This window comes from Serratia sp. BNK-33-b, assembly GCF_048684565.1.
In the GTDB taxonomy this organism is placed as follows: Bacteria; Pseudomonadota; Gammaproteobacteria; order Enterobacterales; family Enterobacteriaceae; genus Serratia; species Serratia marcescens.
Genome location: NZ_JBLQTZ010000001.1, coordinates 1,483,569 through 1,504,310, shown reverse-complemented (window position 1 = coordinate 1,504,310; position 20,742 = coordinate 1,483,569). Strand labels below are relative to the sequence as shown.

The 20,742-nt window shown below is 60.7% G+C and carries 17 protein-coding genes; 12 read left to right on the top strand and 5 right to left on the bottom strand.

Annotated features, from left to right (window positions below):
• Position 1: 1 nt before the first annotated feature.
• Positions 2-943 (bottom strand): 1-phosphofructokinase, encoded by a 942-nt coding sequence (fruK, locus tag ACMGGK_RS07090; RefSeq protein WP_015378523.1) that lies wholly within the window; start codon positions 941-943, stop codon positions 2-4.
• Complete coding sequence (gene fruB / locus ACMGGK_RS07085) at positions 940-2,073, bottom strand: fused PTS fructose transporter subunit IIA/HPr protein (protein ID WP_033639846.1); 1,134 nt, start codon at positions 2,071-2,073, stop codon at positions 940-942. The genes fruK and fruB overlap by 4 nt, the downstream gene beginning before the upstream one ends.
• 247 nt (positions 2,074-2,320) lie before the next feature.
• Between fruB and ACMGGK_RS07080 the strand changes: the two genes are divergently transcribed.
• The 4 genes from ACMGGK_RS07080 (at position 2,321) to ACMGGK_RS07065 (ending at position 7,936) form a co-directional block, all read left to right on the top strand.
• Complete coding sequence (locus tag ACMGGK_RS07080; protein WP_016926985.1) at positions 2,321-2,743, top strand: nucleotide triphosphate diphosphatase NUDT15; 423 nt, start codon at positions 2,321-2,323, stop codon at positions 2,741-2,743.
• A 214-nt stretch (positions 2,744-2,957) separates the two neighbouring features.
• On the top strand, positions 2,958-4,118 hold the full coding sequence (locus ACMGGK_RS07075) for a NapC/NirT family cytochrome c (RefSeq protein ID WP_016926984.1): 1,161 nt from the start codon (positions 2,958-2,960) through the stop codon (positions 4,116-4,118).
• 12 nt (positions 4,119-4,130) lie between these two features.
• The gene (torA, locus tag ACMGGK_RS07070; RefSeq protein ID WP_016926983.1) at positions 4,131-6,605 is read left to right on the top strand and encodes a trimethylamine-N-oxide reductase TorA; all 2,475 of its coding nucleotides are present in this window, start codon (positions 4,131-4,133) and stop codon (positions 6,603-6,605) included.
• Positions 6,606-6,760: 155 nt separating this feature from the next.
• The gene (locus ACMGGK_RS07065) at positions 6,761-7,936 is read left to right on the top strand and encodes a sugar efflux transporter (protein ID WP_016926982.1); all 1,176 of its coding nucleotides are present in this window, start codon (positions 6,761-6,763) and stop codon (positions 7,934-7,936) included.
• On the opposite strand, the gene ACMGGK_RS07060 is transcribed toward ACMGGK_RS07065, so the two are convergent.
• The gene (locus tag ACMGGK_RS07060; RefSeq protein WP_015378527.1) at positions 7,933-8,187 is read right to left on the bottom strand and encodes a YkgJ family cysteine cluster protein; all 255 of its coding nucleotides are present in this window, start codon (positions 8,185-8,187) and stop codon (positions 7,933-7,935) included. The genes ACMGGK_RS07065 and ACMGGK_RS07060 overlap by 4 nt on opposite strands.
• Before the next feature lie 271 nt (positions 8,188-8,458).
• On the opposite strand from ACMGGK_RS07060, the gene mtr reads away from it, so the two are divergent.
• Positions 8,459-9,703, top strand: coding sequence for a tryptophan permease (mtr, locus tag ACMGGK_RS07055; protein ID WP_420276776.1), 1,245 nt, complete (start codon positions 8,459-8,461; stop codon positions 9,701-9,703).
• 126 nt (positions 9,704-9,829) lie between these two features.
• The gene (yeiP, locus tag ACMGGK_RS07050; protein WP_004935725.1) at positions 9,830-10,402 is read left to right on the top strand and encodes an elongation factor P-like protein YeiP; all 573 of its coding nucleotides are present in this window, start codon (positions 9,830-9,832) and stop codon (positions 10,400-10,402) included.
• 42 nt (positions 10,403-10,444) lie between these two features.
• Here the strand turns inward: yeiP and uxuA are convergent, their stop codons facing one another.
• Positions 10,445-11,635, bottom strand: a complete 1,191-nt coding sequence (uxuA, locus tag ACMGGK_RS07045) for a mannonate dehydratase (protein ID WP_049300476.1) — start codon at positions 11,633-11,635, stop codon at positions 10,445-10,447.
• 293 nt (positions 11,636-11,928) lie between these two features.
• Between uxuA and ACMGGK_RS07040 the strand changes: the two genes are divergently transcribed.
• Positions 11,929-13,401, top strand: a complete 1,473-nt coding sequence (locus tag ACMGGK_RS07040) for a mannitol dehydrogenase family protein (RefSeq protein ID WP_049300475.1) — start codon at positions 11,929-11,931, stop codon at positions 13,399-13,401.
• A 62-nt stretch (positions 13,402-13,463) separates the two neighbouring features.
• Here ACMGGK_RS07040 and ACMGGK_RS07035 read toward each other — a convergent pair whose 3' ends face one another.
• Positions 13,464-13,772 (bottom strand): type 1 fimbrial protein, encoded by a 309-nt coding sequence (locus tag ACMGGK_RS07035; RefSeq protein ID WP_016926977.1) that lies wholly within the window; start codon positions 13,770-13,772, stop codon positions 13,464-13,466.
• 318 nt (positions 13,773-14,090) lie between these two features.
• Here ACMGGK_RS07035 and ACMGGK_RS07030 point away from each other — a divergent pair, with 318 nt between their 5' ends.
• From ACMGGK_RS07030 to ACMGGK_RS07010, 5 genes are all read left to right on the top strand, one after another.
• Positions 14,091-15,065 carry a CobW family GTP-binding protein gene (locus ACMGGK_RS07030; protein WP_049300474.1) on the top strand — a complete coding sequence of 325 codons (975 nt, stop codon included), beginning with the start codon at positions 14,091-14,093 and terminating at the stop codon, positions 15,063-15,065.
• 77 nt (positions 15,066-15,142) lie between these two features.
• Positions 15,143-15,853 (top strand): phosphatase PAP2 family protein, encoded by a 711-nt coding sequence (locus ACMGGK_RS07025; protein ID WP_049300473.1) that lies wholly within the window; start codon positions 15,143-15,145, stop codon positions 15,851-15,853.
• 410 nt (positions 15,854-16,263) lie between these two features.
• The gene (mepS, locus tag ACMGGK_RS07020; RefSeq protein WP_025303553.1) at positions 16,264-16,839 is read left to right on the top strand and encodes a bifunctional murein DD-endopeptidase/murein LD-carboxypeptidase; all 576 of its coding nucleotides are present in this window, start codon (positions 16,264-16,266) and stop codon (positions 16,837-16,839) included.
• Between the two features lie 413 nt (positions 16,840-17,252).
• On the top strand, positions 17,253-18,839 hold the full coding sequence (locus tag ACMGGK_RS07015; RefSeq protein ID WP_420276775.1) for a cyclic di-GMP phosphodiesterase: 1,587 nt from the start codon (positions 17,253-17,255) through the stop codon (positions 18,837-18,839).
• Positions 18,840-18,928: 89 nt separating this feature from the next.
• On the top strand, positions 18,929-20,737 hold the full coding sequence (locus ACMGGK_RS07010) for an extracellular solute-binding protein (RefSeq protein ID WP_016926974.1): 1,809 nt from the start codon (positions 18,929-18,931) through the stop codon (positions 20,735-20,737).
• Positions 20,738-20,742: the final 5 nt, after the last annotated feature.

Genomic DNA, 20,742 nt, shown 5'->3' with positions numbered 1-20,742 from the left:
GCTATTGATTGAAAGGTTTCAGATCGACGCGCGCCATCATCGCGGCCAACTGGGGACGATCGGTCACGCCGACGTTGCTCTGGCTGACCGCCAGCGCCGCTACCGCCGTGGCCAGACGCAGAGTGTGTTCGCTGGATTCGCGCATCAGCAGGCCGTAAATCAGACCGCCTACCATCGAATCGCCGGCGCCCACGGTGCTGACCACCTCACAGGACGGCGGTTTGGCGATCCAGGCGCCGGATGCGTTAACCCACAGCGCGCCTTCCGCGCCAAGGGAGATAACCACGTGGGCGATGCCCTGCTCGCGCAGCGCATGCGCGGCCTCGACCACGTCCGCCAGCGTCGGCAGCGGGCGACCGGCCCAGATTTCCAGCTCGCGGCGGTTCGGTTTGACCAGCCACGGCGAGGCCTTCAGCCCGGCGACCAGCGCTTCGCGGCTGCTGTCGAAAATGATGCACGGGCACTTGGCGCGCAGCTGGGTCATCCAGTCGGTAAAGGCGTCGGGATCGACGCCGGCCGGCAGGCTGCCGCTCACCGCCACCATGTCAAATTGGCCCAGCCAGCTCAGCGAGTCGCTGACGAAGCGATCCCAGTCCTGCGGCGTCACTTCGAAGCCGGAGAAGTTGAAATCGGTCACTTCGCCGTCTTTTTCCGTCAGCTTGACGTTGATGCGGGTGCGCCCCGGCACCACCTGAAAGCGGTTGGCGATCCCCAGATCGCTGAACAGCAGCTGGAAACCGTCCTGATTGTCTTTGCCCAGGAAGCCGCCGACGGTGACGTCGATGCCCAAATCCTTCAACACCTTGGCGACGTTGATGCCCTTACCGGCGGCGTGCAGGCCGGCGGTTTTTACCCGGTTGACTTCCCCGCGCTCGATCTGCGGGCAGAAACCCACCAGATCGTACGCCGGGTTCAGGGTGATCGTTGCTACTCTTCTGCTCATGCTGCGCCCTCGCCCAGTCCTTCATTAATCGCTTCGCCTATCGCCTTCAGCGCGGCTTCAGCATCTTCTCCATTGGCGGTAAAGCGCAGGTGATGCCCTTTCTTCACGCCCAGCGCCACCACCTTCATCAGACTGCGTCCGTTGGCCGGCTTGCCGCTGCCGTCCAGGTTGGTGACGGTGATGTCACTGTTGAAACTTTTGATCACGTTGACCAGCGCCGTGCCCGGCCGCGCGTGCAGACCATGCTCGTTGCGGATCACGAATTCGGCGCTCAGCACGCTGCTTTCCTCAGCCACTTCACTGGTCAGCAGCGCCAGCACCCCGGCGGCATCCGCCTTCAGCAAACGTTCAGCTTTACTGGCCAGCAGCAGATCGCTGAGGTAGTTGAGCACCGCCAGCGGCTGCGCGTCGGCGACCGACACCGTCAGCAGCAGCGCCACCGGCTCGCCGTCTTCCACGAAAGCCTGCGCCGGGCGGCTGACGGTGGCCGCGCTGGCCAGGTTGCCTTCGACGCTGTCGCTCAGCCAGATGCCCTGCCCCAGGTTCAGCGGCTTGCGGGTGATGACATCACTGACGAACTGCGCGTTGACCGCGCCGGCCTTTTGCAGCCGGCCGGCGTTCAGCGCCTGCAGCGTCATCAGGCTGTCGGCGGCGACGTCGAGCGCAATCAGCGAGACGTCGAACTGGAATTCGGCGCTCTGCTGTTCGCCCATCAGCAGGCTGCGCAGTTCCTCCGCAGAGGTGGTTTGCGCCAGCCGCTCCGCCACGCTGTCATCGCTCAGGACGTGAGTGAGCTGGCGCAGCAGCGCCAAATGCTCGTCGGAGCGGGCGGCGATGCCGATCGCCACATAGGCGGTCTGGCCTTCGCCCCACGCAATGCCCTGCGGGAACTGGAACACCTGCACGCCGGTTTTCAACACCAGATCGCGAGTATCGGTGGTGCCGTGCGGAATGGCGATGCCGTTACCCAGATAGGTGGACGTCTGCAGTTCGCGCTGCAGCATGCCGTCCACGTAACCGGCGCTGACGCAGCCGGCGTCGGTCAGGGCGGCGGCCACCAGGCGGATGGCCTCTTGCTTACCGTCGGCAACGGCGCCCAGATGAATGTCTTGCGGTGACAACTGGAACATGATTCTCCTCTCCTGCTGAATTGAATCGTTTCAGCTTTATTGAGAAAAAGGAGCGTTACCCGTTCGCCACAAGCGGCCGGACAACGCTGAAACGTTTCAAGGAGTGTGTGAGCTGCACAAGACGAAAGCAAGCTTTCTCCCTTTCGCCATTGCAGATTTTTGAGCTTACGCACACTTTCATCGGCTCATTGGTCAGCGCCGGAGCAAAATGACATACTGTGCTGAAACTTTGCTGACGGAGAAAAGCATGAACGTAGTGACGGGCGTCGGGGTGATCATCGTCAACCCTCAAGGCGAGATTTTGTTGGGTAAACGCTGCGGCTCCCACGCGCCCTTTTGGTCGATCCCCGGCGGGCATCTGGATGCCGGTGAAACCTTCGAGCAGTGCGCCCAGCGCGAAATCGCCGAAGAAACCGGGTTGCTTATCGATCCGCCGCGCTTCGTTGGCGTCAGCAACAATCTGCAAACCTGGCGCGCCGAAGGCAAACACACCGTGTCTATCTGCCTGCAGGTGGATCACCCCGGCGGCAACGCCGAGCTGAAAGAGCCCGAGAAATGCGCCGAATGGCGCTGGTGCGCGCCGGACGCCCTGCCGGAACCCCATTTCGAAGCCAGCCGCACGGCGATCCGCCTGTGGCTGAGCGGCCAGGCCTATCTGCCCACGGCCTGACCCATCGCGAGCGCGCGCTGCGCCGCCCACCGCTATACAAAATAGAATATAACGCTATTTTTTGCGATATATGCCATTTTTTTGACTACGGATAACCCTATAGGGTTAACCCTCTTCTATCATTACCCCTGCAATCGACGTGGCATTCTGACCTCCGGTCGGTGGCCTTTTGGCAAGATTTTATTTTAAATTCATAATTATAAGCGGGTTTACCATGAGCAAAAAACTGACTGGCTTTGAAAAAAAGCGCCGGTGGGGATGGCTATGGCTTTTGCTGCTGGGGATTATCCTCGGCGCGGCGCTGTTGGCCGGGACCGCCACCGTCTTCCATAAAACCAGCGATACCACCTTCTGCGTTTCCTGCCACACCATGCAACAGCCGCTGGCCGAATATCAGGGCAGCGTCCACTTCCAAAACACCAAGGGCATCCGCGCCGAGTGCGCCGACTGCCACGTGCCGCACCAGCCGATCGACTACCTGTGGACCAAGATCCGCGCGGTGAAAGACATTTACGGCGAGATGGTCGGCACCATCGATACGCCGGAAAAATACGAAGCGCACAAGCTGGCGATGGCGCAGTCGGTCTGGAAAACGCTGAAAGAGAACGACTCGGCCACCTGCCGTTCCTGCCACAGCTACGACGCCATGGACATCACCGCCCAGCGCCCTGAGGCGCGCCTGCAACACCCGGTGGCGATCAAACAGGGCGAAACCTGCATCGACTGCCACAAGGGCGTGGCCCACATCCTGCCGGACATGAGCGGCGAAACCCAGGCCGGCGCCGCCGAGCTGGCGAAGGCCGCGGCGTTGACCGCCCCGGGCGCCACCACCCTCTACACCATCGCCACCGAACCGTTCTTCCTCGGCGCGGACGACAGCCATAACGCCGGCAACCTGATGCCGTCCACCGAAGTGCAGGTGGTGAAACAGGAGGGCGACAAGGTGCTGGCCACCGTGAGCGGCTGGCAGCAAGACGGCGTCAGCGAAGTGTTTTACGCCGCGCAGGGCAAGCGCATCCTCAGCGTGCTGCTGGGTGAGGACGCGCGCCAACAGCTGAAGACCGCGTCGACTCAGACCGATGCGGAAACCGGCCTGGTCTGGCATCAGGTTTCTTTGCAGGTGTGGCTGCCGCGCAAGCAGCTGATCGACGATCAGCAAAAAATCTGGCGTTACGCCGCGGACATGATGTCGGCCAACTGCACCGGCTGCCACGGGCTGACCGCGCTCGATCGCTTCAACGCCAACCAATGGATCGGCGTCATCAAAGGCATGGCGCCGCGCACCTCGCTGACGCAGGAACAGCTGCGCGTGCTGACGCAATACGTACAAAAACACGCCAGCGACATGCCACCTGCCGCACCGGCCAAGCTTTAAGGGAGAAGCGCAATGAGCAACCAACAACCGTTAAAAATGAGCCGCCGCCGCTTCCTGACCGGCGCCGCCGCGCTGACCGCCGCCCCGCTGCTGGCGGGCTTATGGCCCAAAGCGGCACTGGCGCAGGCCATCAGCGAAGCGCTGCCGCAGTTCATCGTCTTGCGTCAGGCGCAAAAAGGCATCCTGACCGGCGCCCACTGGGGCGCGTTTGAGGCCATCGTGCAGGACGGCAAGATGGTCGGCGTGCAGCCGGTGCAGGACGATCCGTATCCCAATGAGCTGATCACCATGGCGCCTTATCAGGTGCACGCCGAGAACCGCATCAAATATCCGATGGTGCGCAAAAGCTGGCTGGAAGGCGGCCCCGGCAGCCGCACCGAGCTGCGCGGCCGCGATGAGTGGGTGCGCGTCAGCTGGGACAAAGCGACCGAGCTGGTGTGCAATGAGATCGTTCGCCTGCAGAAAGATCACGGCCCGCAGTCGATCTACGCCGGTTCCTACGGCTGGAAAAGCGTCGGCATGCTGCACAACAGCCGCACGCTGCTGCAGCGCCTGATGAACCTGACCGGTGGTTTCCTCGGCTACGCCGGCGACTACTCCACCGGCGCGGCGCAGGTGATCATGTCGCACGTGGTCGGTTCGATGGAGGTCTACGAACAGCAGACCGCCTGGCCGAACGTGATCGAGAACAGCGAGTTGGTGATCCTGTGGGGCTGCAACCCGATGGTCACGCTGAAGAACAGTTGGAACGTGCCGGATCACGTCGGCCAGACCGGCTTCGAAGCGCTGAAGAAGAAAGGCACCCGGGTGATCAGCATCGATCCAGTGCACAATGACAGCGCCAAGTTCGTCAATGCGCAGTGGATCGCCCCGCGCCCTTACACCGACGGCGCCATGCTGATCGGCATCGCCCACACGCTGCTGACCGAGAAGCTGCATAACCCGGACTTCCTGAAAACCTATACCGTCGGCTTCGACAAGTTCCAGGCCTACCTGCTGGGCGAGAACGACGGCGTGGCGAAAACCGCCGAATGGGCGGCCGACATCAGCGGCGTCGATGCCGACACGCTGCGCGCGTTGGCGCGCGAGATGGCGAAGAGCCGCACCATGATCATGGGCGGCTGGGGCATTCAGCGTCAGCACCACGGCGAACAGCAGCACTGGCTGTTGGTGACGGTGGCGGCGATGCTCGGCCAAATCGGCCTGCCGGGCGGCGGCTTCGGCTTCAGCTACCACTATTCGTCCGGCGGCAGCCCGACCGCCAAGGGCGGCATCATCGCCGGCATCTCCGCCGGCAATGCGCCGAAGAACTCGCCGGCGCCGATCCCGGTGGCGCGCATCGCCGAATGCCTGAGCAATCCGGGCAAAACCATCGACTTCAACGGCGCCAAGGTCACCTACCCCGAGGTGAAAATGGTGTATGTGGCGGGCGGCAACACCTTCCACCAGCATCAGGACACCAATAACCTGGTCAAAGCCTGGCAGCGGCCGGACACCATCGTGGTCAACGAGCCTTACTGGACCGCCACCGCCAAGCATGCCGATATCGTGCTGCCGGCCACCACCAGCTACGAGCGCAACGATCTGGAAATGGGCGGCGACTATTCGCAGCTCTACGTGTTCCCGATGCATCAATGCGTGCCGCCGCAGCACGAATCGCGCAGCGACTTCGACATCTTCTCGGCGATGGCGGCCAGGCTGGGCGTGCAGGAAGCCTTTACCGAAGGCAAGGACGAAACCCAGTGGCTGAAAGGCATGTACGACGACATGAAAAACCAGGCGCGCGCCGCGCGGGTGGCGCTGCCGCCGTTCGACATGTTCTGGCAATCCAACAACTACGTGCGTTTCCCGGTGCCGGAGGCCAATAAGCAGTGGGTGCGCTTTGCCGACTATCGCGACAACCCGCTGCTTAACCCGCTGGGCACGCCGTCGGGCAAGATCGAAATCTACTCCGACGCCATCGCCAAAATGCATTATGCGGATTGCCCCGGCATCCCGACCTGGATGCCGCCGCACGAGTGGTATCGCGGGCCGGAAGCGGCCAAGTATCCGCTGTCGCTCAATACCGCGCACCCGACCAATCGGCTGCATTCCCAGCTCGACAATACGCCGCTGCGCAAGAAATACGCGGTGGCGGATCGTGAGGCGATCCTGATCCACCCGCAGGACGCGCAGCCGCGCGGCATCACCGGCGGCGATCTGGTGCGGGCGTTTAACGATCGCGGCCAGATCCTGGTGGGGGCGGTGGTCAGCGAAGACGTGCGGCCCGGCGTGGTGCGCATCAGCGAAGGCGCCTGGTTCGATCCGGCCGATCCGGCGCAGCCCGGCTCGCTGTGCAAGAACGGCAACGTCAACTGCCTGACCTTCGACATCGGCTCTTCCAGCCTGGCGCAGGGCAACTGCGGGCAGATGGCGCAGCTGCAGATCGAGAAATATCAGGGGCCGGCGCTGAAAAATACCGCACACGCGGTGCCGCAAGGCGCCTGATTTACCGGCAAGCAAGGGGGCGCGGCGCGCCCCTGTTTTCCTCGTCGCCGCGCGACAGAGTCGCTGACTCTGCGCCGAGGGATAGCGGTTTGCGTTTCTTTTCAACGGGCGTATGATGCGCGCGACCTCCCTTTTTCGACGAATTATCAACCGCCATGCCGACTTCATCCGCAGTAACGCGACGCACGCCCGATCTCACTTCACTGGCCTTTTTGGCGGTGGCCTTCCTGACCGGTATCGCCGGCGCGTTGCAAACCCCGACGCTGAGCCTGTTTCTGGAAACCGAAGTCAAGGTGCGGCCGGCGCTGGTTGGGTTGTTCTTTACCGGCAGCGCGGTGATCGGCATTCTGGTCAGCCAGTTTCTCGCCGGCCGTTCGGATAAAAAAGGCGACCGCAAATCACTGATCTTCCTCTGCTGCATGCTGGGCGCGTTGGGGTTCACCCTGTTCGCCTGGAGCCGCAACTATTACCTGCTGCTGCTCGTCGGCGTGCTGCTCACCAGCTTCGGCTCCACCGCTAACCCGCAAATGTTCGCGCTGGCGCGCGAACACGCCGATCGCACCGGGCGCGAGGCGGTGATGTTCACCTCTATCATGCGCGCCCAGGTCTCGCTCGCCTGGGTAATCGGCCCGCCGATCGCCTTCGCGCTGGCGCTGGGATTCGGCTTCAAGACCCTGTATCTGGCGGGCGCGGCGGCCTTTGTGTTGTGCGGCCTGCTGGTGTGGCAGCGGTTGCCTTCGATGCCGAAAGCCGTGGCGACGGGCGCCCCGCTGGCCGCGCCGCGGCAGCATCGCCGCGATGCGCTGCTGCTGTTCGCCGCCTGCACCCTGATGTGGACCGCCAACAGCATGTACCTGATCACTATGCCGCTGTATGTAGTGCACGAACTGCGGCTGCCGGAGCGGCTGGCCGGGATATTGATGGGCGCCGCCGCCGGGCTGGAGATCCCCATCATGCTGCTCGCCGGGCTGGCGGCGAAACGCTGCGGCAAGCGTTTCCTGATGCGCGTGGCGGCGGCCGCCGGCGTGCTGTTCTACGCTGGTCTGCTGCTTATCACCGGCAGTGGGCAACTCATCGCTCTGCAGCTGCTGAATGCGGCGTTTATCGGCGTGCTGGCGGGGATAGGCATGCTCTATTTCCAGGATTTGATGCCCGGTCAGGCCGGCACGGCCACCACGCTGTTCACCAATACCATTCGGGTGGGTTGGATCATCGCCGGCGCCCTCGCCGGCGCGGTGGCGGAAATCTGGAGCTACCATGCGGTGTTTTACGCCGCGCTGGCGATGGCGGCAGGCGCGACGCTGTGTCTGTGGCGGTTGAAAGACGCTTAAGGCGCGGTGTCCGCTTCCAGCCTGGCGAGATAAATCAGCGCCTGATCGCGGTGATCGTGGCACATGTCGCGGCTCGGCTGCAGGCTGCCGCACACCTTCGGCCGCAACGGCGAATGAAACAGGCCGCAGCGCAGCCGTTCATCCAGATGAATGCAGCGGGTATTGGCGGGCTTGCCGTTCGGCATGCCGGGGATCGGGCTGGATATTGACGGCGCGATACAGCAGGCGCCGCAGTCGCTGCGACAGTCCATCAGCGCTACTCCTGGCGGGCTGGGGAAAAGAAGCGCGACAATAGCAGCCGCGCGCGGTGGCCGCCAGCAGAATCCCTGCGCCTTGGCGATCTTTACACTCGTCCCGCAACCCTCTTACCCCGGCCGATTCACCGCATGGCGAATAAACGCCCAAAAAGCCGCAATTTAAAGACAAAAACGCGTGAAGCGTGCAATTCCCACGCTTTACATGCGCCATACACACACGTACCATTGAGCTAGTACAAAAGAACCTCTTCCCTCAGGAGCACGCATGTCTACGGACACCATCCAGAAGCTGGCCCGCCCTTCCGTCCTCGGCGGCGCGATGATCATTGCCGGAACCGCCGTTGGCGCCGGCATGTTTTCCATTCCGATCGTCACTTCCGGTGTCTGGTTCAGCGGCTCCGTCGCGCTGCTGGTGTATACCTGGGCCTGCATGCTGCTTTCCGGCCTGATGATCCTCGAAGCCACGCTGCACTACCCGAGCGGCGCCAGCTTCAACACCATGGTCAAGGATCTGCTGGGCAAAGGCTGGAACGCCGTGAACGGCCTGTCGGTGGCGTTCGTGCTGTACATCCTGACCTACGCCTATATCTCCGCCGGCGGCTCGATCATCGCGCACACGCTGGAGGGCATCGTCGGCGTCGGCCAGACCACCGCCGGCCTGGTGTTCGCGCTGGTCGTGGCGTTTATCGTCTGGCTCTCCACCCGCGCGGTCGACCGCCTGAGCACCATTCTGATCGGCGGTATGGTGATCACCTTCGTGATGTCGGTGGGCGACATGTTTACCCACGTGCAGCCCGCGGTGCTGTTCAACACCGGCGATAGCCAGGCCAGCTATCTGCCTTACGCCCTGGCGGCGTTGCCTTACCTGCTGACCTCGTTCGGCTACCACGGCAACATTCCCGGGCTGGTGAAGTACTACCACAAGGACAGCGGCTCCGTGGTGCGCAGCCTGGTGTACGGCACCCTGCTGGCATTGGCTATCTACATCCTGTGGCAGTATGTGATTCAGGGCAATATCGCGCGCGACGCCTTTAAGCAGGTGATCGCCGAGGGCGGCAATATCGGCAGCCTGCTCAAGCAAATGGGCAACGTCTCCAGCAGCCAAACCGTCAGCCAACTGCTGAACGCCTTCTCCTATATGGCGCTGGCCAGCTCGTTCCTCGGCGTGTCGCTGGGCCTGTTCGACTACCTGGCGGACTTCTGCAAGTTCAAGGACGACGCCGTCGGGCGCAGCAAGACCGCGCTGGTGACCTTTGTGCCGCCGACCCTGGCCGCGCTGCTGTTCCCGAACGGTTTCCTGTACGCCATCGGCTTCGCCGGGCTGGCGGCCACCGTCTGGGCGGTGATCGTGCCGGCGCTGATGGCGCGCGCCAGCCGCCGCCGCTATCCGCAGGCCGGTTACCGCGCGCCGGGCGGCAACGGCGTGATCCTGTTCGTCATCCTGTTCGGGTTGATCAACGCCGCCGCGCATATTCTGTCGCTGTTCGGCCTGCTGCCGGTCTTCCACTAATCCCCGACGGGAGGGCGGCCGCCCTCCCTTTCCCGCACTGTTTTTACGCCGGGCTATTGCCTGAAATCGGCGGCGCGAGTACCTTGTCGCAACTTCTCTAATACTCTTCATTGCGGATGAATTGAAATGGCAAGAGCTAACGAAATTAAGCGCGGCATGGCGATCAGCTACAACGGCAAGCTGCTGCTGGTAAAAGATATCGACGTGCAGAGCCCGAGCGCCCGCGGCGCCAGCACCCTGTACAAAATGCGCTTCTCCGACGTGCGCACCGGCCTGAAAGTGGAAGAACGCTTCAAGGGCGACGATATCCTGGACACCATTTCCCTGTCGCGCCGCAAGGTGAACTTCTCCTATATCGACGGCGAAGAATACGTGTTCATGGATGACGAAGATTACACGCCGTACATCTTCAAGAAAGACCAGATCGAAGACGAGCTGCTGTTCATTCCGGAAGGCGGCCTGCCGGGCATGCAGGTGCTGACGCTGGATGGCCAGGTGCTGGCGCTGGAGCTGCCGCAGACCGTGGATATGGAAATCGTCGAGACCGCGCCGGGCATCAAAGGCGCTTCCGCCAGCGCCCGCAACAAACCGGCCACCATGGCGACCGGTCTGGTGATCCATGTGCCGGAATACCTCAGCGCCGGCGACAAGATCCGCATTCATATCGCCGAACGCCGCTACATGAGCCGCGCCGACTAGTCGCGCCAGCGGGGCCGATGCTCGGCCCCGTTTCATTTTCCGCTACGGCAATTCCGGGAAAAAGCGCCGCTTGAGCGCCAGCTCGACGCCGCGCAGCTCCGCCAGCCCTTTCAACCGCCCGATGGCCGAATAGCCCGGATTGGTTTTCTTTTTCAAATCGTCCAGCATCTGATGCCCATGATCGGGGCGCATCGGGATCGGCCGCCGATCGCCCGCCCGCTGCCGACGCAGTTCTTCGGTCAGGATCGCTTCGATCACCGCCACCATGTCCACATCGCCCTGCAGATGCGCCCCCTCGTGGAAGCTTTTCGGGTTCTCCTCGCGGCAGGTGGCGCGCAGGTGGGTAAAGTGAATGCGATCGCCGAAGGTTTCAATCATCCGCACCAGATCGTTGTCGGCGCGCACGCCGTAGGAACCGGTGCACAGGGTGAAGCCGTTATGAATGCTGTCGACGGTCTGCTTCAGCCACTGCATGTCTTCAATCGTGGAGACGATGCGCGGCAGGCCGAGGATCGGCCGCGGCGGATCGTCGGGATGCACCGCCAGCCGGATGCCGGCCTCTTCCGCCACCGGCACGATGGCGCGCAGAAAGGCCGCCATGTTTTCGCGCAGCTGCGCCTTGTCGATGCCGTCGTATTCCGCCAGGCGGCGGCGGAACTGCTCCAGCGTATAACCTTCTTCCGCCCCAGGCAGCCCGGCGATGATATTGCCCGTCAGCGTGGCTTTCTCCTCCTCGCTCATGGCGGCGAAATAGGCTGCCGCCTGACTGCGCTCTTGCGGCGTATAGTCGGCCTCGGCGCCGGCGCGCTGCAGGATATGCAGCTCGAACGCGGCGAAGGCGATCTGATCGAAACGCAGCGCTTTGGCGCCGTCCGGCAGCGAATAGGCCAGATCGGTGCGCGTCCAGTCGAGGATCGGCATGAAGTTGTAGCAGACGGTATCGATGCCGCAGGCCGCCAGGTTGCGCAGCGTCTGCTGGTAATGGGCGATATGCCGCTGCCAGTCACCGCTGTGAGTTTTGATTTCCTCATGCACCGGCACGCTCTCGACCACCGACCACACCAGTCCTTTTTCCGCCAGTAACGTCTGGCGCGCGCGGATCTCATCGATCGGCCAGACTTCGCCGTTCGCGATATGATGCAGCGCCGTCACCACCCCGGTCGCCCCGGCCTGACGCACGTCGTCCAAAGAAACCGGATCGTTCGGGCCATACCAACGCCATGTTTGTTCCATGTATTGTCCTTATGCCTGTCTCGCACCGCAATGCTGTTATACCAGTTTAATTTAGATGTCAGTTATCTTTAACTTACTCTTTCGCCACGCGCTGTCAAAACCGAACCCCTCATTGGTTGATCCACTTCACGCTTCTGGCTTATTTTGGGCTGACCAATTCCTTTAACCGGCCGACATCCTTACACTGGTCGCAGTTTTTTATCGCCGGCGCCACCCTGTCTATGTGGCAGAAAACTGGTCTGCTAACTTGGCGCAAGTGGCCCGCCAGCTGTCTTACACGCTTTGGAGATGAGATGAAAACGATCGCCAACACCCCGCTGCCCGGCGCCGTCCGGCAGCCGGGCTATGACCGCCGGGCCCTGCGCAGCCGCATCGTGCACCTTGGCTTCGGCGCGTTCCACCGCGCGCATCAGGCGCTGCTGACCGATCGGGTGCTGAACGCCCACGGCGGCGACTGGGGCATTTGCGAGATCAGTCTTTCCGGCGGCGTGCCGCTGTTTGAGGCGCTGCGGCAACAGGATCATCTGTACAGCGTGCTGGAGAAAGGCGCGGACGGCCATCAGGCCATCGTGGTCGGCGCGGTGCATGAGAGCCTGCACCGCAAGCTGGAGGGCATCGCCGCGGTGCTGGAGAAGCTGGCCGAACCGCAGGTGGCGATCGTCTCGATGACCATCACCGAAAAAGGCTACTGCATCGAACCCGGCAGCGGACGGTTGGATCGACAGCATTCGGGGATCGTCGCCGATCTGGCGTGGCCGCATCAGCCGCAGACCGCGCCCGGCATTTTGGTGGAAGCGCTGCGGTTGCGGCGCGAACGCGGCCTGCCCGCCTTCTCCCTGCTTTCCTGCGACAATATTCCGGAGAACGGCCACGTGTTGCGCCGGGCGGTGCTCGATCTGGCGCAGGCGCGGGATCCGTCGCTCGCCGACTGGATCGCCACCGCCGCCACCTTCCCCTGCACCATGGTGGATCGCATCGTGCCGGCCGCCACGCCGGCCACGCTGGATGAGATCGCCGCCGCGCTGGGCGGCGTGCGCGACGAATGCGCCATCGCCTGTGAGCCCTTCATTCAATGGGTAGTGGAAGACAACTTCACCGCCGGACGCCCGGCGTGGGAGCTGGCCGGCGCCCAGTTGGTCAGCGATGTGCTGCCGTTTGAACACATGAAACTGCGCATGCTGAACGGCAGCCACTCGTTCCTGGCTTACTTAGGCTACCTGGGCGGCTACCGCTATATCAACGAGTGCATGGCGGATGAGCACTACCGCCGCGCCGCCCTGCGGTTGATGCTGGACGAACAGGCGCCGACGCTGAGCGTCACCGGCATCAGCCTGCCCGACTACGCCGCGCAGCTCATCGCGCGCTTCAGCAATCCGGCGCTGCAACACCTCACCTGGCAGATCGCCATGGACGGCACGCAAAAGCTGCCGCAGCGCCTGCTGGACGCCGTGCGCTGGCATCTGCGGCACGGTGGCGACTATAGCGGGCTGGCGCTGGGCGTGGCGGGCTGGATGCGTTACGTCGGCGGCGTCGATGACGCCGGTGAGCCGATCGACATTCGCGATCCGCTGGCAGACGTGCTGAAGCAGACGATCGCCGCAACGCCGGACGATCGGCGGCGCGTAGCGGCGCTGTTGGCGTTGAAATCGGTATTCGGCGAAGCGCTGGCGGCGCATGCGGCATTTACCGACGCGGTGACGCAAGCCTATTTATCGCTGCGCGATCGCGGCGCGCGTGAAACGGTGAAGGAGTGGGTGATGCGGTGAGGAGCCTGCAGGGCCGAGAATAACCATGCCGGCGTAACGTTACGCCGGCATGGCGGAACGACTTAACGATAAACGACCGTCATAACAGCGAGTTTCTTCTGTTGGTCCACCCACTTCATTTCGGTTGTGCCTAGATTTAGCGGAAGTTCTTTGCGTGTAGCATCAAAACCTGACAACGCTTGCTGGGCCTGATAACGCTGGCCGTTGCGGTAACATTGCGTATTCGCCTTAGAATCTGCAATCTTGACCGTGCAAGGACTTTCAACGATAGAACCGACGAAGCGAATTACCCCACCGGCCACGCCTGCATGACTCACTGCCGTCCATGAAAACAACATTCCTACGATCAAAAATAACCGAAAGGCATTCATGGCAACCTCATTTTTAGTTAAGCCAATTTAACCATAGAGGATCTTGTTAGGAATAATCGCAAGGAAAGGGACAGGATTTGATCGTTAATCGCGTCATTAACAATGTAAAAACAAGCTACTAACAAAAGTTAACCGTATCTAATACAGGGTTTTATCTAAGAATTTTCTTGCAAAGAAAGGTGGATTTTATCGGTTGAAAAGCGCAGGGTGACGTGCAAAATTTGCGAGATAGAGCACAAATTAAATCGCGGTCGTTTCACCGATACGGCTGCGTAACTCATTTATTAAGCAGGTTAATTTTTGCGCCAGGAATGATTAATGACCAAAACCAATTTGATTACCGGTTTCCTCGGCAGCGGTAAAACCACCACTATCCGCCATTTGCTGGCTCATAAACCCGAACATGAACGCTGGGCGGTATTGGTCAATGAATTCGGCGAGATTGGCATCGACGGCGCGCTGCTGGCGGACAGCGGCGCGGTGCTCAAAGAGATCCCCGGTGGCTGCATGTGCTGCGTCAACGGCCTGCCGATGCAGGTGGGCTTGAATATGCTGTTGCAGCAGGCCAAACCGGACCGGCTGCTGATCGAGCCGACCGGGCTCGGGCATCCGAAACAAATCCTGTCGCTGCTGACCCAGGAGAGTTATGCCGGCTGGATCGATCTGCAGGCCACCCTGTGCCTGCTGGATGCCCGCCAGCTCAGCCAGCCCCGCTACCGCGACAACGAAAACTTCCGCGATCAGCTGGCCGCGGCCGACGTTATTTTGGCCAGCAAAAGCGACACCTATCAGCCGGAAGACAGGCGGGCGCTGGAGGCCTGGAGGGCGCAAGACCCGCTGCAGCGGCCCTGCTACGCCATCGCGCAAGGCGAAACGGATGTCGCGCTGTTGTCACTTCCGCGCACGAATCGTACAGAATTGCCGGACGCACAGCATCATCATGGTCAGGCGAAAAAGCAGGGGCTGGCGGCGCTGCGGCTGCCGGAGCACGCCCGCTGGCGGCGAGCGTTGAATGAAGGGCAAGGCTTCACCAGCTGCGGCTGGATTTTTGACGGCGATACCCGGTTCGACACCGTCGGTTTCATGGAATGGGTGCGACTCGCGCCGGTCGAACGCGCCAAAGGCGTGGTGCGCATCCCCGAAGGCACATTGCTGATCAATCGTCAGGGGCAGGATCTCAACATCGAAACCCGCCCGGTCGCGCCGCTCGACAGCCGAATTGAGCTTATCCACAGCGAAAATGCCGATTGGAATGCCCTGCAATCCGCCTTGTTTAAGATTCGTTTAAGTTAGACCCCGTACCGTTGCCCCCCGGTTGCCGCAGGGTAGCCGGGTTTTATTTCGTTTTCATTTTTCCAACAGGTTATGTCATGACACGCCGCAATTTACCCTTCATTCTCTTCTTCAATTTACTGGGCGTTGCGCTGTTTCTGTCCTGGTTCCTGCCGGCCAATCACGGCGGCTGGTTTACCCTGGATTCGGCGATCTTCTTCTTCTTTAACCGCCATCTGGCCACCGACCCGGCGTTTTTGCATCTGGTCGCCATCACCAACAACCGCGCGTTCGACGCGATCTCGCTGCTCGCCATGGGGCTGCTGTATCTGTACTTTTATCTGAAGCAGGACGCCGCCGGCCGCCGCCGCCTGGTGATCACCGGCGTGGTGATGCTGCTGACCGCCGTGGTGCTGAACCAGCTTGGCCACCTGCTGCCGGTGAAACATCCAAGCCCCACCCTGACCTTTGACAATATCCATCGCGTCAGCGAGCTGACCGGCATCCCCACCAAGGACGCTTCTGGCGACAGCTTCCCCGGCGACCACGGCATGATGCTGATTATTTTTTCCTGCTTTATGCTGCGCTATTTCGGCCGCGGCGCCTTCGCCGTCGCCCTGCTGATTACGGTGGTCTTCTCATTGCCGCGCGTGATGATTGGCGCCCACTGGTTTACCGATATCGCCGTCGGCTCATTGTCCGTAGTGCTGGTTGGCGCCAGCTGGGTGCTGATGACGCCTTGCAGCGACTGGATCGTCGATCGGTTGAATCGCCTGTTGCCCGGCAAGCACCGCCCCGGCCAACCATAATTTGTGTCTATGACTCATTCCGGGAGGCGCCCGCCTCCCGTCCTCTCCCCCTCGCCGCGCGCAAAAATTTCCCCGCCGTTCGTTAACGCTTTTGCAACCTGATTTCACGCCAGATTCATACATCGGACAATTGGCGTTTTTTATATGAAGATTTACATTATGTTACATCACAAATTCATATAAAAAAGACGGGAAAAAGGCTCGCAATCCCCTATTGGTTCCGGTAATCTCAGATGCGTTTGTGCCTGGTTTAAGTCGAATCAGTATGAAATCCGATAAAAATGTGCGTTCTCGCACGTTTTCAACGGTAACTGGTTGTCGATGCAACAGGTGCGGACTAGGCTCGTTTCGTTTGGCATTTTTCAGGTAGCGACTTTCGTCGTTAAGGACTTCAAGGGAAAACAACAACAATGGTCAAATCTCAACCGTTTCTGAGATATTTTTTGCGGGTAGTCCCTGCAATTGCCGCTGCGGTTATGCTGTCAGCGTGCAGCTCGACTCACACTTCGAACTTGAATAACGCACAAACTGAGATGCGTGCAGTTAATGACAAAGACGGTCTTTTACTGCAAGCCTCTCAGGATGAATTCGAAGCGATGGTCCGCAACGTTGACGTCAAGTCAAAGATTATGGATCAGTACGCGGACTGGAAAGGCGTTCGCTACCGCTTAGGCGGTGACACCAAGCGCGGCATCGATTGCTCGGCGTTTGTGCAGCGCACCTTCCGCGAACAGTTCGGCATGGATTTACCGCGTTCAACCTATGAACAGGAAGATCTCGGCAAGAAAATCCAGCGCACCAAGCTGCGCGCCGGCGATTTGGTGCTGTTCCGCGCCGGTTCTACCGGGCGCCATGTCGGCATCTATTTAGGCAACGATCAGTTCGTTCACGCCTCCACCAGCAGTGGGGTCATGATTTCCAAGCTGACCGATAACTATTGGAATAAACGTTATCGAGAAGCGCGCCGGGTGCTGACCAACGGCTGACGGCGCAACGCCCTGAAGATCCTGAATACCAAACGAGCGATAAGCGCCGCCCACGGGCGGCGTTTTTTTTGGGCTGTCGAACGGGTATCATCAAGATTGATCCCTGCCTTATCGTCACCGTTCCCCACTTAACACTGCCGCACGTCGTTATTTTGATAAACTGTTGGCAGGAAATCGCGCCGTCGAGGAAAAACTCGCCTATTATCGTCAGATGACGGCAACGGCGCCCCGGCGTTATTTAAAACGTTTCCGCTGATATTATGCGCATGATATTTCTGTCGGCGACGCCGCATATTTAAACGGCGCCGCCGGTTGGTACGGGATAAAAAGGCAAAAATGAAAAAAAAGCCGCTGGCACAATCCATTAACTGGCTGCGCGACACGCCTGACGCCCTGTTGCAGAGGGCTCGGTTATGGGCTTGAAAAGAGCTTTCGCCCGCAGCGTGTCTCACCGACAACGCAGCCTGGCCAAAAGCGGTGTCGCCGCCCTGGTATTTTTTACGCTATTCACCGCGGTCACGCTTTCTTTGATCAATCACCAGCGCACGCAATATCAACATAAGGTCGAAGCGCGCACGCAAAAGTTCACGCTGGGTTATATCTCGCATCTGACGGCGGTGATGCGGCAAATGATGCCGCTGCTGGACAAGCCTTGCCTCTCCAGCCAGTCGGACATTACCTACCAGGCGGCCTTTACCAGCGGCGTGCGCACCTTCCTGTTGGTGAAGGACGGTTACGCCTATTGCTCCTCCGCCACGGGCGACATGATGTTGCCGATGAAAAATATCTACCAGGATATCGACTGGGATCTGCCTCTGGATCTCAAGCTGCAGCAGGGTACGCCGATGGTGCCAAACAAACCGGCGGTTGCGGTTTGGCTGCGGCATCCCGGCGAAAAGGCCACCGGCATCCTCGCTACGCTGGACATCGATCTGATGCCCTACCTGCTGTTCACCTCGCACGACGAACAGGCGCCGGGCATCGCCATCGTGATGGGCAACCGCGCGCTGACCACTTTCAGCCCGAACCTGATGCCGGTCAATCAGCTGCCGAAGGGCAAGGCGGATAACCTGACGCTGCCCAATCTGCCGCTGACCATCCTGTTCTACAACGAGAAACTGACCCCCAACGACATTCGCCTGACGCTGCTGGGCAGCTTGGTGCTGTCATTGATGACCGGCGTACTCTGCTACTACATGCTGCTGCTGCGGCAAAGCCCGGAACGCGCGCTGCTGCGTGGCATCAAGCGCAACGAGTTCTTTATCGAATACCAGCCGGTGTTCCACACCGACAGCAACAGCATCGGCGGGCTGGAAGCGCTGATCCGCTGGCAGCATCCGATCGAGGGCCGTATTCCGCCCGATGTCTTTATCCCCTACGCCGAAAGCAACGGGCTGATCGTGCCGCTTACCCGCCACCTGTTCAGGCTGATCGCCGAAGATGTGCCACAGCTCGCCAAAGCGCTGCCACGGGGAGGTAAAGTTGGCCTCAACATTTCCCCCGCCCACCTCAGCGCGCCGTCGTTCCACCAGGACGTGTATGAACTGTTGACGCAGCTGCCGGGCGATTACTTTACGCTGGTGTTTGAAATCACCGAACGCGGCATGGTGGAAGAAGAGAGCGCGCTGGCGGAGTTTGACTGGCTGCACAAACAGGGCATCGAGATCGCAGTGGACGATTTTGGCACCGGGCACAGCGCGTTGATCTATCTTGAGCGCTTCACCATGGATTATCTGAAGATTGACCGTGGCTTCGTCAACACCATCGGCCAGGATACGGTCACCGCGCCGGTGCTGGATGCGGTGATCTCGCTGGCGAAAAAGCTGAAAATGCTGACAGTGGCCGAGGGCGTGGAAACCGCCGAGCAGATGCAGTTCCTGCAAGAGCACGGCGTCAACTTCATGCAGGGGTACTACTTCAGCAAGCCGCTGAGCATCGATGATTTCGTCGCTTACTGCAATGCTCGTCAGGTCTTTGATTATCAGGAAAAAAATAGTTAATCTTTAAGCATCTTTACCCTGCGCCCGCCCGAAGAATGTTATGCTGGGCGCAGGCTGTACTTTATTCCACAGCAGGAGCTTACCGTCTGATGTCCGTGCGCATTTTCGCTGCTCTGGTGCTCTCGGCACTGAGCTTCGGTCTGCGGGCCGAAGCCCTCAACGAAAGCTACGCTTTCGCCCTTCTCGGTGAACCGAAATACGCCACCGACTTCAGCCATTTCGACTACGTCAACCCGGCGGCGCCCAAGGGCGGCGACGTGCGGCTGGCGGCCATCGGCACCTACGACAACTTCAACCGCTTCGCTACCCGCGGCGTGCCCGGCGAGCGCACGATGGAGCTGTACGATACGCTGTTCACCAACTCCGACGACGAACCCGGCAGCTATTACCCGCTGATTGCCGAATCGGCCCGTTTCCCGGCCGACATGCGCTGGATGGAATTGGATATCAACGCCCGCGCCCGCTTCCAGGACGGCAGCCCGATCACCGCCGCCGACGTGGCCTTTACCTTCAATAAATTCATGGCCGAAGGCGTGCCGCAGTTTCGCTCCTATTACAAAGGCGTCACGGTCAAGGCCATTTCCCGGCTGACGGTGCGCATCGAGCTGCCTAAGGCGAACCGTGAGCAAATCCTCAGTCTGCTCAGCCTGCGCGTATTGCCGGAAAGCTTCTGGAAAAACCATAAGCTCAACGAACCGCTCAGCACCCCGCCGCTCGCCAGCGGCCCGTATAAAATCGGCGATTACCGCCTCGGCCAGTACATCATCTATCAGCGGGTGCGCGACTACTGGGCCGCCAATCTGCCGGTGAACCGCGGCCGCTACAACTTCGACAGCATTCGTTACGATTATTACCTGGACGATAAGGTATCGCTGGAAGCCTTCAAGGCCGGCGCTTACGATTTCCGCATCGAGCCGTCGCCCAAAAGCTGGGCCACCCAATATCAGGGCGGCAACTTCGCGCGCAACTACATCATCAAGCAAGACGAGACCAACCAGGCGGCGCAGAATACCCGCTGGCTGGCGTTCAATCTGCAAAAACCGCTGTTCGCCGATCGTCGGATACGGGAAGCGATCGGCCTGGCTTTCGATTTTAACTGGATGAACAAGGCGCTGTATTACAACGCCTATCAGCGCGCCGACAGCTATTTCCAAAACACCGCCTACGCCGCCCGCGGCTACCCGGACGCCGCTGAACTGGCCTTGCTGGCACCGCTCAAGGGCCAGATACCGCCGGAGGTATTTACCAGCATCTACCAACCGCCCTCCTCCGACGGTAGCGGCAACGATCGACAAAACCTGCTGAAGGCGACCCAACTGCTGAAAGAAGCCGGTTGGGTGGTCAAAAATCAAAAGCTGGTCAACGCCAAAACCGGCCAGCCGTTCACCTTTGAACTGATGTTGCTGAGCGGCAGCAACTTCCAGTACGTGCTGCCGTTCCGCCACAACCTGCAACGGTTGGGCATCGATATGCAAATCCGCGAGATTGACGCCTCTCAGTACACCCGCCGCATGCGCGAGCGCGATTTCGACATGATGTCGACGGTGTATATGGCGATGCCGTTCCCCAGCGCCGATCTGCAAATTCTGTGGGATTCGCAGTACATTGATTCCAGCTATAACACCCCCGGCGTCAAAGATCCGGCGGTCGACAGCCTGGTCAGGCAAATCGCCGCCCATCAGGGCGACGAAAAAGCCCTCTTGCCGCTCGGCCGCGCGCTGGACCGGGTGCTGACCTGGAACAACTACATGCTGCCGATGTGGTACTCCAACCACGACCGCTACGCCTATTGGGACAAATTCTCCACGCCGTCGATTCGCCCGGCCTATGCGATCGGCTTCGACAACTGGTGGTACGACGTCAACAAGGCGGCGCGCTTACCGGCTCAGCGGCAATAAGGAGT

Excerpts from the sequence above, each read along its gene's own strand:
- fruK (WP_015378523.1), bottom strand. The coding sequence starts at position 943 with ATGAGCAGAAGAGTAGCAACGATCACCCTGAACCCGGCGTACGATCTG.
- fruB (WP_033639846.1), bottom strand. The coding sequence starts at position 2,073 with ATGTTCCAGTTGTCACCGCAAGACATTCATCTGGGCGCCGTTGCCGAC.
- ACMGGK_RS07080 (WP_016926985.1), top strand. The coding sequence starts at position 2,321 with ATGAACGTAGTGACGGGCGTCGGGGTGATCATCGTCAACCCTCAAGGC.
- ACMGGK_RS07075 (WP_016926984.1), top strand. The coding sequence starts at position 2,958 with ATGAGCAAAAAACTGACTGGCTTTGAAAAAAAGCGCCGGTGGGGATGG.
- torA (WP_016926983.1), top strand. The coding sequence starts at position 4,131 with ATGAGCAACCAACAACCGTTAAAAATGAGCCGCCGCCGCTTCCTGACC.
- ACMGGK_RS07065 (WP_016926982.1), top strand. The coding sequence starts at position 6,761 with ATGCCGACTTCATCCGCAGTAACGCGACGCACGCCCGATCTCACTTCA.
- ACMGGK_RS07060 (WP_015378527.1), bottom strand. The coding sequence starts at position 8,187 with ATGGACTGTCGCAGCGACTGCGGCGCCTGCTGTATCGCGCCGTCAATA.
- mtr (WP_420276776.1), top strand. The coding sequence starts at position 8,459 with ATGTCTACGGACACCATCCAGAAGCTGGCCCGCCCTTCCGTCCTCGGC.
- yeiP (WP_004935725.1), top strand. The coding sequence starts at position 9,830 with ATGGCAAGAGCTAACGAAATTAAGCGCGGCATGGCGATCAGCTACAAC.
- uxuA (WP_049300476.1), bottom strand. The coding sequence starts at position 11,635 with ATGGAACAAACATGGCGTTGGTATGGCCCGAACGATCCGGTTTCTTTG.
- ACMGGK_RS07040 (WP_049300475.1), top strand. The coding sequence starts at position 11,929 with ATGAAAACGATCGCCAACACCCCGCTGCCCGGCGCCGTCCGGCAGCCG.
- ACMGGK_RS07035 (WP_016926977.1), bottom strand. The coding sequence starts at position 13,772 with ATGAATGCCTTTCGGTTATTTTTGATCGTAGGAATGTTGTTTTCATGG.
- ACMGGK_RS07030 (WP_049300474.1), top strand. The coding sequence starts at position 14,091 with ATGACCAAAACCAATTTGATTACCGGTTTCCTCGGCAGCGGTAAAACC.
- ACMGGK_RS07025 (WP_049300473.1), top strand. The coding sequence starts at position 15,143 with ATGACACGCCGCAATTTACCCTTCATTCTCTTCTTCAATTTACTGGGC.
- mepS (WP_025303553.1), top strand. The coding sequence starts at position 16,264 with ATGGTCAAATCTCAACCGTTTCTGAGATATTTTTTGCGGGTAGTCCCT.
- ACMGGK_RS07015 (WP_420276775.1), top strand. The coding sequence starts at position 17,253 with ATGGGCTTGAAAAGAGCTTTCGCCCGCAGCGTGTCTCACCGACAACGC.
- ACMGGK_RS07010 (WP_016926974.1), top strand. The coding sequence starts at position 18,929 with ATGTCCGTGCGCATTTTCGCTGCTCTGGTGCTCTCGGCACTGAGCTTC.